Annotated in this window: 12 protein-coding genes; 5 read left to right on the top strand and 7 right to left on the bottom strand. The window is 71.5% G+C overall.

Annotated features, from left to right (window positions below):
• Nucleotides 1–4 precede the first annotated feature (4 nt).
• Together CP984_RS20495 and CP984_RS20490 are read right to left on the bottom strand one after the other, a co-directional pair.
• The gene (locus CP984_RS20495) at nt 5–3,481 is read right to left on the bottom strand and encodes an aminotransferase class I/II-fold pyridoxal phosphate-dependent enzyme (RefSeq protein ID WP_003979961.1); all 3,477 of its coding nucleotides are present in this window, start codon (nt 3,479–3,481) and stop codon (nt 5–7) included.
• 8 nt (nt 3,482–3,489) lie between these two features.
• Nucleotides 3,490–4,431 (bottom strand): NAD-dependent epimerase/dehydratase family protein, encoded by a 942-nt coding sequence (locus tag CP984_RS20490; RefSeq protein ID WP_030180857.1) that lies wholly within the window; start codon nt 4,429–4,431, stop codon nt 3,490–3,492.
• 269 nt (nt 4,432–4,700) lie between these two features.
• Here CP984_RS20490 and CP984_RS20485 point away from each other — a divergent pair, with 269 nt between their 5' ends.
• A complete protein-coding gene (locus tag CP984_RS20485) occupies nt 4,701–5,276 on the top strand; it encodes a hypothetical protein (protein WP_003979963.1) in 576 nt (191 codons plus the stop codon).
• 91 nt (nt 5,277–5,367) lie between these two features.
• Here CP984_RS20485 and CP984_RS20480 read toward each other — a convergent pair whose 3' ends face one another.
• A complete protein-coding gene (locus CP984_RS20480; protein WP_003979964.1) occupies nt 5,368–5,751 on the bottom strand; it encodes a MerR family transcriptional regulator in 384 nt (127 codons plus the stop codon).
• Between the two features lie 75 nt (nt 5,752–5,826).
• Here CP984_RS20480 and CP984_RS20475 point away from each other — a divergent pair, with 75 nt between their 5' ends.
• Nucleotides 5,827–7,074 carry an MFS transporter gene (locus CP984_RS20475; protein ID WP_030180854.1) on the top strand — a complete coding sequence of 416 codons (1,248 nt, stop codon included), beginning with the start codon at nt 5,827–5,829 and terminating at the stop codon, nt 7,072–7,074.
• Between the two features lie 70 nt (nt 7,075–7,144).
• Here the strand turns inward: CP984_RS20475 and CP984_RS20470 are convergent, their stop codons facing one another.
• On the bottom strand, nt 7,145–8,110 hold the full coding sequence (locus tag CP984_RS20470) for a D-alanyl-D-alanine carboxypeptidase family protein (protein WP_003979965.1): 966 nt from the start codon (nt 8,108–8,110) through the stop codon (nt 7,145–7,147).
• Between the two features lie 217 nt (nt 8,111–8,327).
• Here CP984_RS20470 and CP984_RS20465 point away from each other — a divergent pair, with 217 nt between their 5' ends.
• The 3 genes from CP984_RS20465 (at nt 8,328) to CP984_RS20455 (ending at nt 12,026) form a co-directional block, all read left to right on the top strand.
• On the top strand, nt 8,328–9,656 hold the full coding sequence (locus CP984_RS20465; protein WP_030180851.1) for an ATP-binding protein: 1,329 nt from the start codon (nt 8,328–8,330) through the stop codon (nt 9,654–9,656).
• The gene (locus CP984_RS20460) at nt 9,656–10,720 is read left to right on the top strand and encodes a tetratricopeptide repeat protein (protein ID WP_003979967.1); all 1,065 of its coding nucleotides are present in this window, start codon (nt 9,656–9,658) and stop codon (nt 10,718–10,720) included. Before CP984_RS20465 ends, CP984_RS20460 begins: the two co-directional genes overlap by 1 nt.
• Nucleotides 10,721–11,279: 559 nt before the next feature.
• Nucleotides 11,280–12,026, top strand: coding sequence for an AfsR/SARP family transcriptional regulator (locus CP984_RS20455; RefSeq protein ID WP_078575325.1), 747 nt, complete (start codon nt 11,280–11,282; stop codon nt 12,024–12,026).
• A gap of 107 nt (nt 12,027–12,133) precedes the next feature.
• Here the strand turns inward: CP984_RS20455 and CP984_RS20450 are convergent, their stop codons facing one another.
• Genes CP984_RS20450 through CP984_RS20440 form a run of 3 tightly spaced genes read right to left on the bottom strand, consistent with a single transcriptional unit; the run spans nt 12,134 to nt 14,128 of the window.
• Nucleotides 12,134–12,952, bottom strand: a complete 819-nt coding sequence (locus CP984_RS20450; protein WP_003979969.1) for an ABC transporter permease — start codon at nt 12,950–12,952, stop codon at nt 12,134–12,136.
• Complete coding sequence (locus CP984_RS20445) at nt 12,945–13,910, bottom strand: daunorubicin resistance protein DrrA family ABC transporter ATP-binding protein (protein ID WP_003979970.1); 966 nt, start codon at nt 13,908–13,910, stop codon at nt 12,945–12,947. Before CP984_RS20445 ends, CP984_RS20450 begins: the two co-directional genes overlap by 8 nt.
• Before the next feature lie 5 nt (nt 13,911–13,915).
• Nucleotides 13,916–14,128 carry an MbtH family protein gene (locus CP984_RS20440; protein ID WP_003979971.1) on the bottom strand — a complete coding sequence of 71 codons (213 nt, stop codon included), beginning with the start codon at nt 14,126–14,128 and terminating at the stop codon, nt 13,916–13,918.
• Between the last annotated feature and the right edge of the window lie 24 nt (nt 14,129–14,152).

Here is a 14,152-nt window from a genome sequence, read left to right as displayed (position 1 = left end):
GTACTCAGCCCACTCGGCCCCCGGTGGCGGCCACCTCCTCGGCCAGCACCGACACGGCATGTCGGATGTCGTCCGCACGGTGATCGCTGGTGAGGAAGAACCGCAGCCTGGAGAGACCTTCCTCCACAGCGGGGTGGAAGATCGGATCGGCGATCACGCCCCGGTCGAACAGCCGGTCCGCGACGCGCAGGGTGCGCGCCGAGTCGCCGAGGAGAACCGGCACGATCGGGGTGTGGGCGCTGGCGCCGGTCGCCAGACCGGCCTCGGCGGCCAGGCCCCGGAACAGCTCCGCGTTCTGCTGGAGCGTGCGCACCCGGTTCCCCTCCGCGGCGATCAGCTCGGTGGCGGCCAGTGCCGCGGCCGCGTTGGCCGGGGTCATACCGACGCTGTAGACAAAGCCCGGCAGCGTGTGCCGGAGCCACCGCACCGTCCGGGCCGAGCCGCCGAGATAACCGCCACAGCTGGCGAAGGCCTTGGAGAGGGTGCCCATCCACAGGTCCACGTCGCGTCGGTCGACGCCGTAGAACTCCCCGACTCCGCGACCGCGTTCGCCCACCGTGCCGATGCTGTGCGCCTCGTCGACCATCAGCAGGGCGCCGTACCGCTTCTTCAGCTCGACCACGGCCGGCAGGTCGACCAGGTCGCCGTCCATGCTGTAGGCGCCCTCGACGGCGATCAGCACCCGCCGGAACCGGGACCGGTTGCGACGCAGCATGTCTTCCAGCTGCCCGATGTCGCCGTGGGCGAACGGGCGCCGTGCCGCACCGGACAGGGCCACGCCCTGGAGGATGCTGTCGTGGGCCAGCGCGTCGTGCACCACGAGGTCCCCGGCGCCGACCAGGTGGCCTATCGCGGTGACGTTGGTGGCGTGGCCGCTGACCAGCGTCAGGCAGTCCGCGACGCCGAGGAAGGCGGCGAGCGCCCGTTCCAGCCGTACGGTCAGGTCCCGTTCGCCGGAGAGCACCCGGCTGGCGGAGACCGAGGTCCCGTACCGGTCTATCGCCTGGTGTACCGCCTCGTTGACCGCCCGATGGCCGGAAAGCCCCAGGTAGTTGTAGCTGCCGAAGGACAGGTACGGCCGGTCGCCGACCACCGTGGTGTCGCGGACGGTGCCCTGGTGGACCCGGAAGTACGGGAAGTCCACACCGGTGTCGGCGATCGAGGTCAGGAGCTGCTCGAACTCCCGCACCTCGGGGAAGTCGTCGACGCATGCGGTGGCGGCGTCCCCGTCGGCCCGGGCCGGCCGGGGCAGCGGCGCTCCGGCGGCCGGCTCCTCCGTGAGCCGCTGGGCGACGAGCGCGATCAGCCGCTCGATGGTGAGGTCGGCGGCGAATATCTCCTCGGTGCGGAAGCCCGGTATCCGCTTGCCGATGTTGACCTCCAGCTCCTGCAGCATCAGGGAGTCGAAGCCGAGGTCGGCCACCAGCGCCATCCGCTCGCTCAGATCGCCGAGCGGGAAGACGCCGGTCCGCGACACCTCTTCGAGCACGAGGGAGGCTGCGGACGCGGTGCCGGTCCGGGCCGCCGTCGCGGGCGCCGGACCGGGCCGGTCCGGCAGGACGAGCCGGTCGGTGGGAGTGTCCCCGGCGTCGCGGGCGGACTCGTCCACCACCCAGTGGCGGCGCGGGGCGAGCGGGCTCGGCGGCAGGGTGCACGGGGGCCTGCGTTCCCCGCCCGGACGGAGCTGCGCGCCGCTGACCACGCGCTCGGCGAGCCCGGCCAGTACGGCGGTGCGGGCCTCGTCGGTCAGCGTGCCCGGCGCGGGAACGGTGACCTCCGGCAGCTCATCGGCCGGCCGGGGTACCGTGCCGGCCTCCTGGCCCGGCCCGAGGGCGCCGGTACGGCCCGCCGCCACGGCGCCGGCCGCCGCGGTCAGCTTGGTGACGGCGTCGGCGGCGTCCTCCGCCACCAGGGCGAGGCGTTCCGGGAAGGGGGCCCGGTCGGCCAGGGTGGCCGCCACCCCGGCCAGCGGCGGCTGCTCGTCGTCGAGGGTGTGCGCCAGTTCCCGGGCATAACGGGCCAGCCCGGCCCGGTCGCGGGCACTCAGGACGAGGAGGTGTGGCCCGGCGTCCGGCAGCGGGCGGACCGGCGGCGCGGGGCACTCCTCCACCACCAGGTGGACCCCGGTGCCGCCGAAGCCGAAGGCGCTCACGCCCGCCCGGCGCGGCGCTCCGGGTGCCGGCCATCGGGTCGGAGCCGTCGCAACGGTCAGCCGCGCGGCGTCGAGCCCGGAGCGGTCGGCCAGGTCGAACGCCGGCTGCGGCGGGACCACTCCCCGGTGCACGGCCAGGACGGTCTTGATCAGCCCGGCCATCCCCGCGGCGTTGAGCGAGTGCCCGACCACCGCCTTCACCGCGCCGAGGAAGGCAGGGGTGCTCCGCGCACCGCGCAGTTCGCGCAGCACACCGACCTCGACCGGATCGCCGACCGTGGTCCCGGTGCCGTGCGCCTCCAGGTAACCCACCGAGTCCGGGGACACGCCCGCATCGCGGTAGGCCCGGCGCAGCGTACGGAGCTGTCCGGCCGCCTGGGGATGCAGACCGCCCTGCACGGTCCCGTCGTTGGCCGTACCCACCCCGCGGATCACCGCGTAGACACGGTCGCCGGCCGCCAGCGCGTCGGCCAGCGGCCGGAGCACCAGCACCCCCGCGCCCTCCCCCAGAACGAAACCGTCGGCCTCCGCGCCGAACGGCAGGCACCGGCCGCTGCGCGAAATGGCGCCGATCCGGCACAGACCCACCAACAGGTCGGGGGTGAGCATCAGCTGGGCGCCGCCGGCGAGGGCGATCCGGCAGCGGCCCGAGCGCAGCGCGAACACGGCGTTGGCCACGGCCATCAAACCGCCGGAACACGCCGAGTCCAGCGCGTAGCTCTCGCCGTGCAGATCGAAGACCGAACTGATCGTGTTCGGGGCCATGTTGAGCAGGAGACCGGCCACGGACGTGCCGTGCAGCCCGTCGACCGCGCGGACCATCTCCGGCCACCGAGGATCGGCCGCCCGCGCGCCGAACTCGCCGCCGGCGAGCTGCCGCATCCGGACCTGCAGGAGGGACAGATCGCGGTAGCCGCTCTCGGTGAGCGAGGTGATCACCGAGGTCTCCTCACGGTCGAAGCCCTCGGACTCCCACCCGGCGTCCTGGATCGCCTCCCTGGCGAGGTCGATCAGCAGCCGGGCCTGCGGATCCAGCGATCTGGCCCGCCGCGGCGGGATGCCGTAATGCGCCGCGTCGAAGCGGTCCACGTCCGGCAGCAGCGCCATGGTGTCCGTATAGGCCGCCGAGGTGTCGCGGAGGCTCTCGCTGAGGAAGGCGGCGGTGCGCCACCGCGAGTCCGGGACGGTGGAGAACTGCGCCTGCGGGGCGGTGAGGAGCCGCCAGTACTGGTTGATGTTCCGCGCACCCGGGAACCGGCAAGCCATCCCCACGATCGCGACGTCCGCGGGCCGTGCTCCCGCCGGATCACCCGGGGGGTCGTGCGGCATCACAGGTCTCACCCGGTACCGGCCAGCTGCTCGCGCCACCAGTCAACCGTCACCTTGACCTGCTCGTCCAGGGGAGTGGCCCGTACCGCGAAGGCGGCCTCGTAGGCGCTCGCGTCGACGACGAAGGGACGGTCGAACTGGTACCGGATCTCCTTCATCTCGCGGATCAGCGGCGAGACCAGCGAGGCGACGCCGAGCACGGCCGGCGAGAGCCGGCGCACCGCCACCGTCCCCGATCCGGACTCGGCGGCAAGGCGGTCGACCATCTCCCGGACGGACCGCGCCGGCTCGTTCGGCACGTGCCAGGCCCGTCCCCAGGCCCGTTCCGTACCCGCGACCTCGACCAGGGCCCGGGCCACGTCGGGGAGGTAGCTCCAGCTGTGCGGGACGTCCGGGTCCCCGAACACGGAGACCGGCTTGCCGCGCAGCAGCCGCGGCATGACCCGCCCGGCCAGGTGCCCGCCGTCGGTCACACCGGGCCCGAAGAAGTCCGAGGCCCGTACCTCGACGGCCTTGATCCGGCCCTGCTCGTGCAGGTCCCGCGCCTGCTGCCAGACAGCGGCGCGCACCCGCCCCTTGGGTCCGGTCGCGGCGAGCGGGAGCTCCTCGGTCATGGGGCCGTCCACCGGACCGTAGCCGTACAGGTTGCCCAGCATGACCAGAACGGCCCCGGTCGCCTCGGCCGCCGCACAGAGCGACGAGGCCAGCCGCGGCCACACGTCGGCCCAGCGGTGATAAGGCATCCCGGCACAGCTGACGATCGCAGCGGCACCCTGCGCGGCCTCACTCAGCCGCTCGCGATCCGCCGCGTCGAACGCAAGGTGCTCGATACCCGGCTCGGCGCTACGGCCCGAAGTGGTAATGACCCGTACCGAATGCCCCTTTTCAACCAGCAATCGAGCAGTGGCCGCCCCGGCGGGCCCGAATCCTATGACGACGTAAAGGCTCACCCGCGCACAGTAGCGCGGGGTCGTACCACCCTTGCGCCGGGTACCTCGGGGGGCCTCACGCGACGGAGGGGTGACCGTTCCTTCCGGCCGCTCCGCCGACCGAAGCGTGGGACACAGGCGCAGGTTCGGGTTCGTCGACATACCGCCGGACGTGAGCTACTGGCACGCCGCGTTGGGCTGTTGTAGGCCGGGGAGCACGGCGCGCCGTCGGCCGGGTATCTTCCGTTCGCGCATCACGCGTGACGAGACGGAACGAGACGGGGCGCTCCATGGCACTCACCTTCACCCGCCACTCCGGCGCCAAGGGGTATGAAATTCGCCCCCTCGGGTCCGCGCCCATTCATGTGCATCGGGGTGTTCCCGAGGGCTGGCAGCTTTCCGAGGGGTGCAGGCCGCGCTTCACCATCGCTGCCGATGCTGCCGATGCCGAACCGCTTGCCGTAGTCGTCCGGACGGAGGGTGGGCGGCTCGCGGTGCTTGCGTCGGGTGGGGAGCGATTGGCCGAACTGTGTTTGCCTGCGCGGAAGAAGCGGTGGCGGCCCATGTATGAGATCCGGTTGGCGGAGGGGACCGTCGCGCGGGGGCGGGAGGGGTCGGTGCCTTCGCTGCTGCTGTGTTTGGTGGTGTTGCCGTTTGTTCTTCTGTACCTGGTTGCCATGACGCTGTCCGATTCGCCCGCCGACATTCCCACCGCGACGCTGCGGACCGTCTGGAAGCGGCCAGGAGGGGTCTTCGGCCGGGCGGTTCTCAGGGAGTCCGCTCGGGGGCGGTTCCGGGTGCGGGAGGAGCTGCTCGATCGGCGGGTGGCTTATGCGCAGGCGGTGGCGAAGTACTGGGAGCGGTGAGTACGGGGCGGGGGTACCGCCCGGTCGGTGCTGCCGCGCGGCCGGTGCTGCCGCGCGGTCGGTGTTCCGCGCGGTTGGTGTTCCGTGTCGTTCAGGGCGTGGCGGGTTCCGGGCGCATGCTGTCGCGGACCTGGGCCACGTAGGCGCGCATGGCGTCGCGGTTTCGGGTCAGGTAGTCGATTCGGCGTGACATGCGTTCGCACTCGCGCTCCAGCAGGGCGAGCGTTTCCGGGGTCGGGTCCGGGATGTCGATCCGGCCGGGCGGGCCTAGGCAGGGCAGGATCTGCCGGATCGTCTGGGTCGGCAGTCCGGCGTCCAGCAGTCCGCGTACCTGCTGGACGCGGTCGACGCAGAGTTCGTCGTAGTCGCGGTAGCCGTTGGCGCACCGCTGGGAGGCGATCAGCCCCTGCTCCTCGTAGTAGCGGAGCATCCGCCGCGACGTACCGGTGCGTGCCGAGAGTTCTCCGATGCGCATGTCCGCCCCTCCGAAGGCCGGCTCGTGGTCACCGACTTGACCTTCACATGTATGTGAGGGTTTGAGCATGCTGCCATGTCTCTTACGGAATTGAACAGGGCGGGTCTGCCTGACGGTGGCGCGGACGCGGCGCGGCCCCGGAAGCTTCCCCTGGCGGCGCTGCTCGCGCTGGCGACCACCGTATTCATCACGAGTCTCACCGAGACGCTGCCGGCCGGACTGCTGCCCGCGATGAGCGCTGACCTGGGCGTCGGCGAGTCGGCCGCCGGTCAGACGGTGACCGTGTACGCCCTCGGCACCGTCCTCACGGCGATACCGCTGTCAGCCGCCACCGCGCGCTGGCGCCGCCGCAAGCTGCTGCTCACCACCGTGCTCGGCTTCGCCCTCGCCAACACGGTGACCGCCCTCTCCCCGTACTACCCGCTGACCATGGTGGCCCGCTTCGCGGCGGGCGTCGCCGCCGGGCTGGCCTGGGCGCTGCTCGCCGGTTACGCGCGGCGGATGGCCCCGGCGCACCTGGAGGGCAGGGCCATCGCGGTGGCCATGGCCGGGATTCCCGTCGCGCTGTCCCTCGGCGTACCGGCCGGCACGTTCGTCGGCAAGGTCGTCGGCTGGCAGGTGGCGTTCCTCGTCATGACGGGGCTGACCGTCGTCCTGGTCGGGTGGATCATGGCCGCTGTTCCCGACTATCCCGGGCAGACCGCAGAGAAGGGGGCGAAGGGCGCGAAGGGGGGCTCGTCCTCCATGCGGGCAGCTCTCAAGGCTCCCGGTGTCCCCCCGGTCCTCCTGGTCACGCTCGTCTTCGTCCTTGCCCACACCATCCTCTACACCTACATCGCCACATTCCTCGACGGGCTGGGGATGGGCGGGCGGACCGATGTCGTCCTGCTGGTGTTCGGCGGGGCCTCGCTGCTGAGCATCTGGGCTGTCGGGGTTCTGATCAACCGCAGGCTGCGGGCCCTGATGGTGGCCGGGTCGCTGCTCGTCGCTGTGGCGGGCGCGCTTCTGGCCCTGCTCTCCGGCGCGCCCGGGTTGGTGTACGTCGCGGTGGTGCTGTGGGGTCTCGGCTGGGGCGGGGCGCCGACGCTGTTGCAGACGGCGGCGGGTGATGCCGGTGGCGAGCAGGCCGACGCGGCGCAGGCGATGCTGGTCACGCTGTGGAACGTGGCCATGGCGGGTGGCGGTGTGGCCGGTGGTGTGCTGCTGGACGCGCTCGGCACGATGGCGTTGCCGTGGAGTGCGGTGGGGTTGATGGTGCCGGTGGTGGTCGTGGTCCTCGTGGCGCGTACGCATGGGTTCCCCGCGCGGCGTGTCGGGAGTTGAGCGGCACGCCTGTCCCTACACGTACCTGAGGGGTGTGGTCGGCGCGCGGACCACACCCCTCGGCCTTGGATCAGTCCCGCTGGCTGTTCGCCGGCAGCGCGCGGAGCTTCATCGCCTTGGCGGTGGTGGTGCCGAAGCCGTGGTCCAGGAGCTTGGCGGCGTCGGCGTAGCGGTCCTTGCTGTTGAGGACGGTGCCGATGAGGGTCTTGTCGCCGCGGGTGGCGGCGAAGACGAGGCAGTCGCCGGCCGGGGTGGTGGTGCCGGTCTTGATGCCGATGACGCCGTCGTACGAGCCGAGCAGCTGGTTGGTGTTGTTCCAGGTGTAGTAGCGGGTGCGGCCGTTGGCGGCCGGGGCCTCGCCCTTGTACTGCTTGGTCTTGACGATGGTGCGGAAGGTGTCGTTCCGCATGGCGTGCCGGGCCAGCTTCGCGAGTTCGGCCGGGGTGCTGGTGTCGGTGCCGCCGCCGTCGAAGGAGTCGAACGCGGTGTGTGTGAGGTGGAGTTCGGCGGCCTTGGCGTTCAGCTGGGAGACGAAGGACGCGGTGCGCTCGGCCTCGGTGGCGCCGGTGCCGAAGGTGTCGGCGAGGGCGTAGGCGGCGTCGGCGCCGGAGGGCAGGAGGGTGGCGTAGAGCAGCTGGCGGACGGTGAGCTTGTCGCCGGTCTGGAGGTCGGCGGTGCTGGAGCCGTGCTGGGTGACGTAGTCGCGGTACGCCTGCTTCACGGGGACCTGCTTCTCCAGATCGACGCCCTGGGTCTCCAGGACCACGGAAGCGGCCATGATCTTGGCGGTGCTGGCTATGGGGCGGGCCGTGTCCGCTTCCTTGCCGAAGAGGGCCCTGCCGGTCGCGCCGTCCACGAGGACGGCGCCCTTGGCGGCGACGGCCGGCGCGGTGCGGGCGGGGTAGGAGTGCTGGGCGGTCGAGGCGGTGTGGGGGGCCTGGGCCGCCTGGGCCGCCTGGGCGGTCAGCGGGGAGAGGGCCAGCAGAGCGCCGCCGGCGATGGCCGCCGCGCGGGAAGTCAGGACTCTGGCAGTCACGTTGTGCCGCTCCGTATCTGTGGAGGTTGTGCCCCTGTGGGGGGTGCGGGCGAAGGATGCCCACTACATGGAACTGCATCGGTGATCGTTTGCGGAAGGCTTTCCGGGAGGGTGCGTCGCGATTGCCACTGCGCGAACAGGAACGGGCCGCTCGGCCTGCCCGCCCGCCGGAAGCCCCTGCGCAGGCCCTGACCGGCCCCTGCATAGGGTGATGGGCATGTCAGAGGAATTGGCGCTGGTTCGGAGTTTGCGTGGGGCCGTCGCGGCGGCGCCGGAGGATGTGCCGCTGCGGCTGCACCTCGCGGAGCTGCTGCTGGAGGCGGGGCACCATGATGCGGCCATCACCGAGGTGGCCGTCGCGTTGCAGCACGCGCCCGGGGACGAGAAGGCCCGGGAGCTGATGGGCCGGGCCATGGGGGCACCTGCCCCGGCCCCCGCGCCGGTTCAGCAGACACCCGCTCCGGCTCAGCAGACACCCGCCCCCGTTCAGCAGACGCCTCCGGTGACCCCGGCCGCACCCGTGCAGGAGAAGCCTGCCGACGCCCGGCGGGGCGGCTTCGACTGGCAGGCCGCCGAAGGCGAGATACGGGACGTCGTACCGCCCCGCTTCGTCGAGAGCCCCCTGCGCGCGGACGGAAACGACGACCCCGGTGACGCGGACGCCTGGGAGGTGGATGCGCCCGGCACCGTACGGCTGGCGGACGTCGGCGGGATGCAGGATGTGAAGGACCGGCTGGAGGCCGCCTTCCTCGCGCCGATGCGCAACCCCGAGCTGCGCAAGCTGTACGGCAAGAGCCTGCGCGGCGGACTGCTGCTGTACGGGCCGCCGGGCTGCGGCAAGACGTTCATCGCCCGTGCGGTGGCCGGTGAGCTGGGCGCCGGTTTCCTGTCCGTATCGGTCAACGACGTACTCGACATGTGGATCGGCAACTCCGAGCGCAACATGCACGAGATCTTCGCGACGGCCCGCCGCCAGGCGCCGTGCGTGGTCTTCCTCGACGAGCTGGACGCGCTCGGCGGCAAGCGCAGCCGTACGCAGCACAGCGGTATGCGCAACACGGTCAACCAGCTGCTGACCGAGCTGGACGGCATCGACGCGCAGGCCAACGAGGGCGTCTTCGTGCTGGCGGCCACCAACCTGCCCTGGGACGTGGACCTCGCCCTGCGCCGCCCCGGCCGCCTGGACCGCACCCTGCTGGTGCTGCCTCCGGACGCGCCCGCGCGCGAGGCGATCCTGCGCTACCACCTGAAGGACCGGCCCATCGAGAACGTCGACCTGGCCAAGCTGGCCAAGGTCACCGACGGCCTCTCGGGCGCCGACCTGGCACACGTCTGCGAGAGCGCCGCCGAGACCGCGCTGCTGGACTCGGCGCGCACCGGCACCGTCCGCATGATCGGCATGAAGGACCTGCTGGGCGCGGCGAAGGCGGTGGTGCCCTCGACCGAGGCGTGGTTCTCGTCCGCGCGGAACGTGGCGATGTTCGCCAACGAGGGCGGTACGTACGACGATCTGCTGGCGTACCTGAAGAAGCGGCGGAAGCTGTGATGGAACAGCATCCGATGGTGGCCCGCGCCGAGGCGCTCGTGGACCTCGGCCGGTACGCCGAAGCCAAGTCCGTACTCGCTTCCCGGCTCCAGGAGGACCCGCAGGACCTGTGGGCGCTGCTGGAGCTCGCCCGCTGTCATCTGGCCGGCAAGGAGACGGACCAGGCCGTGGAGGTGACCGGGCAGGCCCTGACGCTGGCACCGCAGGACTACGCCACCCTCCACATGCGGGCGCGGGCCCTGCGGCAGGCGAGCCGGATGGAGGAGACGGGCGCTGTACTGCGGGAGGCGATACGCGTCGATCCGCTGCGCTGGACCGCCTATGGGACGCTCGCCGAGATCCAGCCCTGGCTGTCCGACGGTGACCGGCAGGAGGGGCTGCGTCTCGGTCTGGAGGCCGTACGGCTCGCCCCTGAGGAGCCGAGGGCGTACGAGTCGCTCTACAAGGCCGCGCTTATCGCGAACGATCAGGAACGCGCGCGGCAGACGCTCGTCACGCTGCGCCAATTGGACCCGACGAACTCGCTGGCCGTGGTGATGCAGACGGACAGCGCCGCCAACGCGCCGGGGGTGAAGGCCGCGCAGGCGGCCGATCTGTATGCCGACGCGCTCGGCACGCTGCCCGACTCGGACTGGCTGCGCAGCGGCCTGGACGCGGCGACCTACCGGCTGCTGCGCGGCACCCGCTGGCTGGCGCTGCTGTGCGTGGCGGCGGCGGGCGCCATGCTCGACATCTTCCCCGAGGAGGGGAAGGTGCCGCGGGAGCTGCCGGTGTCGCTCGGCCAGCGGCTGTGGATGCTGGTGCCGATGGCGGCGCTCTGGGGTTTCGGGGCGCTGCTGCGCTACCGACGCCTGCGTACGGGGGTGCAGTTGAACGTGCGGTCCCTGATCCGCCGGGGCCGCTGGGCCCGCGTCGTGCTCGCCCAGGCGGTCTGGGCGATGCTGTGCGCGCTGCTGCTCTCCCAGGTGCCGTGGTCGGAGCGTACGGTTCCGCAGGTGCTGTTCTGGGCGGGAATCGTGCCGACGCTGGCGACGGTCCTGTTCGACCGGAAGAAGCGCAAGTAGCGTCTTTACCGCGGGCTTTATTCCCGGGCTCGGTGAAGATTTCATCAACGGTCGTTGACACGTGAATTGCTCCGCCGTGTCAAGAATTCCTTGCGGAAAACAGACGCGGAATGTCGTGCGGAACCAGGGGCTCCGCCCTGTTGCCGGACTTGCCGCCAAAGATCCCGTAGTGCCGGTGCCCCAGGCCGGTCCCGCGGCCTCCCACGGGCACGGCGGGGCAGCCTCGCAGCGGTGACTTGGCAAAGATGCCTTTACATCTCAAGGCTTACCTTGGTCTTTGGCGGATTTATGCCTCTTTCTCGACGCTTGACAGGCATCATCGAAGGAGCAAAGATCTCAATGGTCTAGGTATAGACCACCAAGAGAGCGACACAAAGCGTCAAAGACATGCTGCGTACGTAGCGTTGGCATTCGCGATGGCAGCCGGGTCCGGGGGGCGGGACGCTGCCACTGAGCTTCCGCTCCCTGCCGGACCGGGCGGACAGTCGCCGGCAGATGCGGGCTCTACGAGCACCAGCGGGGATGGGACACACCGGTGCTGATCAATGTTCTTGGCCCTATGGGCGTCGAACACGGGGGAAAGACCTACCGGATTCGGGCGAAGAAGGTTCGCACACTGTTAACCGTCCTGGCGTTGCACGCCGGGCGGACGGTTTCCTGGGACACGCTGGTGACGGAGCTGTGGCCCGACAAGGACCTGGCGAACAGCAGGAACGCGCTGCACGCCAACACCGTACGACTGCGCAAGCTGCTGGAGAGCTGGGAGCTGGACGAACACCCCAACGACGTGGTGGTGACGGCCAACAACAGCTATCTGCTCGCCCTGCCACCCGAGTCGACCGACGCCGCTCGGTTCCTCAGACTCGCCTCGCAGGGCTCGGAGTTGCTGCGCGAGGACCCCGGGCGGGCCGGCGAGGTGCTCAACGAAGCCCTGCGGCTGTGGCGCGGGCCCGCCCTGCTGGACGCGGGCGAGGGCCTGCTCTGCCGGTCCACGGCCGCCCAGCTCGAAGAGCGGCTGATGACGCTGCGCGAGGACCTGGTGATGGTCAAGCTGCACACCGGGGGCGAGCGCGAGGTCATCGCCGACCTCCAGGAGCTGGTCGTGGCGCACCCCGGACGGGAGCGTTTCAGCGAGCAGCTGATGATCGCGCTCTATCGCTGCGGAAGACAGAGCGAAGCGCTGGCTGTCTACCAGCGCACGAGAGCCTGGCTGGTGAACGAGCTCGGGCTCGATGTCGGCCGCTCACTACGGGAGTTGTACCAGTCCGTACTGGCCCAGGACCCGGTGCTGGACGCACGGGCCTGACCGGATCGAACGCTGCCCACGTTGTTCGCTGAGATGGACGGGGTGCCGCGCCAGGTCTCATACGAGTCCCCGCGGCGCCCCGTCCGCTTCCGTCGCGGCGCTCCCGCTCACGCCCTCCGGTACGCGCGCAGGCTCAGCGGTACGCACACGGCCAGCAGCACGGCGAGCGTGCCCGCCGTCACCAGTACCGGGTGGTCGGCCGGGAAGCCCGTACCGGTCACCACCGGGTTGCCCCACAGGGTGCGGCAGGACGTGACCACCGCGCTGACCGGGTTCCACTCGGCGAGCGGCCGGATCCACGAGGGCAGCCCCTGTACGGAGAAGAAGGCGTTCGACAGGAACGAGAACGCCACCAGCACGATCGCGCCCACCGAGTCGATGGTCTCCGGCGACCGCAGCAGCAGCCCGATCAGGACGCCCACCCAGAGCATGGCGTAGACGAACGCGAGGATCACCGCGAAGCCGCCCAGCACCGACAGCGGCCCCGTGTGCGGGCGCCAGCCGACGGCCAGGCCCACCAGCATCACGATCGCCAGGCCGAGCGCCGAGACGATCAGGTCGGAGAGCGTCTGGCCGATGAGGACGGCCGTACGGGAGACCGGCAGCGACCGGAAGCGGTCCACCAGGCCGCCGCGCATGTCCATCGCCACGCCGATGGCGGTCGGCCCGATGCTCGCCAGCCCGACCTGCACGGCCACGCCGGCCATCAGGTACTCCTGGTAATTGCCGCTGCCGGGCACCGAGATGGAGTTGCGGAAGAGATAGCCCACCGCGATCAGCAGGATCAGCGGGTTCATCACGATGCCGAGGAACTTCCCCGGTGCCCGCCGCAGATGCAGCAGGTGCCGCCCGGCCAGGGCGGCGGTGTCGGCCAGGCCCGCGAACGGGCCGCCCGGCGGCACCGTCGCGACGCGGAGTTCACTCATGAAGGCTCGTCTCCGGCTCGTTGCGCTCGGTCAGTTGGAAGAACACGTCGTCGAGGGTGGGGCGCCGCACCTCGAAGTCGGTGACCTCGACGCCCGCGGCGCGCAGCGCGTCCGCGAGGGCGGCCACGCTCTCCAGCCCGGCGTCGAGCTGTACGGTCAGCCGCTGGGCCGCGGTGTCCACCACCGGCTCGGCGCCGGTCAGCGGGGTGACGGCGGACAGCGCGGTGGCCAGCTGGCCGGGCCGGGCGACCGCGACCTGGAGGTGGTCGGTGCCGACGGCGCGCTTGAGTTCGGCCGGGGTGCCGGCGGCGATCACCTTGCCGGTGTCGATCACCACGATCTGGTCGGCCAGCTGGTCGGCCTCCTCCAGGTACTGCGTGGTGAGCAGGACGGTGATGCCCTCGTCGACGAGTTCGCGCACCACCTTCCACAGCACGGTGCGGCTGGTCGGGTCCAGGCCGGTGGTCGGCTCGTCCAGGAACAGCACCGGCGGCCGGGCGATGATGCAGGTGGCCAGGTCGAGCCGGCGCCGCATACCGCCGGAGTACGTGCCCACCGGGCGGTCGGCGGCGTCCTCCAGCTCGAACCGGGCCAGCAGTTCGGCGGCCCGCTGCCGGGCGCCGCGCCGGCCCTGCCGCAGCAGCCGGCCGAGCAGGACCAGGTTCTCGCGGCCGGTGAGCAGTTCGTCCACGGCCGCGTACTGCCCGGCCAGGCCGATCCGGCGGCGCACCTCCTTGCTCTGGCGCACCACGTCGTACCCGGCGACGGTCGCGTGCCCGGCGTCCGGCGTCAGCAGCGTGGACAGCACCCGCACGGTCGTCGTCTTGCCCGCCCCGTTGGGGCCGAGCACGCCGAGCACGGAGCCGGCGGCCACCGACAGGTCGACGCCGCGCAGCGCGTGGTGGCTCTTGTAGCGCTTCTGCAGCCCTTCCGCGTAGACCGCGGTGTCCGCCCCCATCGCGGTCAGCTGCCGGCGTGGGCGGTGACGAGGCTCTTGGGCCGCATGTCGGTCCAGTCGCGCTCGACGGCGGCCAGGGCCTCGGCGCGGGGCCGCGCTTCGAGGGTGATCGTCCAGCCTGCCGGGACGTCGGCGAAGACGGGCCAGATGCTGTGCTGGCCCTCGCCGTTGACCAGGACGTGGAAGGTGCCGTCTTCGTTGTCGAAGGGGTTCGCCATGGGGATCTCTCCTCGCAATCGTGA

This window comes from Streptomyces rimosus (assembly GCF_008704655.1).
GTDB lineage: Bacteria > Actinomycetota > Actinomycetes > Streptomycetales > Streptomycetaceae > Streptomyces > Streptomyces rimosus.
This window is presented reverse-complemented; position numbering and strand designations above follow the sequence as displayed.

Coding starts and splice junctions, on each gene's coding strand:
- CP984_RS20495 (WP_003979961.1), bottom strand. CDS start 3,481: ATGCCGCACGACCCCCCGGGTGATCCGGCGGGAGCACGGCCCGCGGAC.
- CP984_RS20485 (WP_003979963.1), top strand. CDS start 4,701: ATGGCACTCACCTTCACCCGCCACTCCGGCGCCAAGGGGTATGAAATT.
- CP984_RS20480 (WP_003979964.1), bottom strand. CDS start 5,751: ATGCGCATCGGAGAACTCTCGGCACGCACCGGTACGTCGCGGCGGATG.
- CP984_RS20475 (WP_030180854.1), top strand. CDS start 5,827: ATGTCTCTTACGGAATTGAACAGGGCGGGTCTGCCTGACGGTGGCGCG.
- CP984_RS20465 (WP_030180851.1), top strand. CDS start 8,328: ATGTCAGAGGAATTGGCGCTGGTTCGGAGTTTGCGTGGGGCCGTCGCG.
- CP984_RS20460 (WP_003979967.1), top strand. CDS start 9,656: ATGGAACAGCATCCGATGGTGGCCCGCGCCGAGGCGCTCGTGGACCTC.
- CP984_RS20455 (WP_078575325.1), top strand. CDS start 11,280: ATGGGCGTCGAACACGGGGGAAAGACCTACCGGATTCGGGCGAAGAAG.
- CP984_RS20450 (WP_003979969.1), bottom strand. CDS start 12,952: ATGAGTGAACTCCGCGTCGCGACGGTGCCGCCGGGCGGCCCGTTCGCG.
- CP984_RS20445 (WP_003979970.1), bottom strand. CDS start 13,910: ATGGGGGCGGACACCGCGGTCTACGCGGAAGGGCTGCAGAAGCGCTAC.
- CP984_RS20440 (WP_003979971.1), bottom strand. CDS start 14,128: ATGGCGAACCCCTTCGACAACGAAGACGGCACCTTCCACGTCCTGGTC.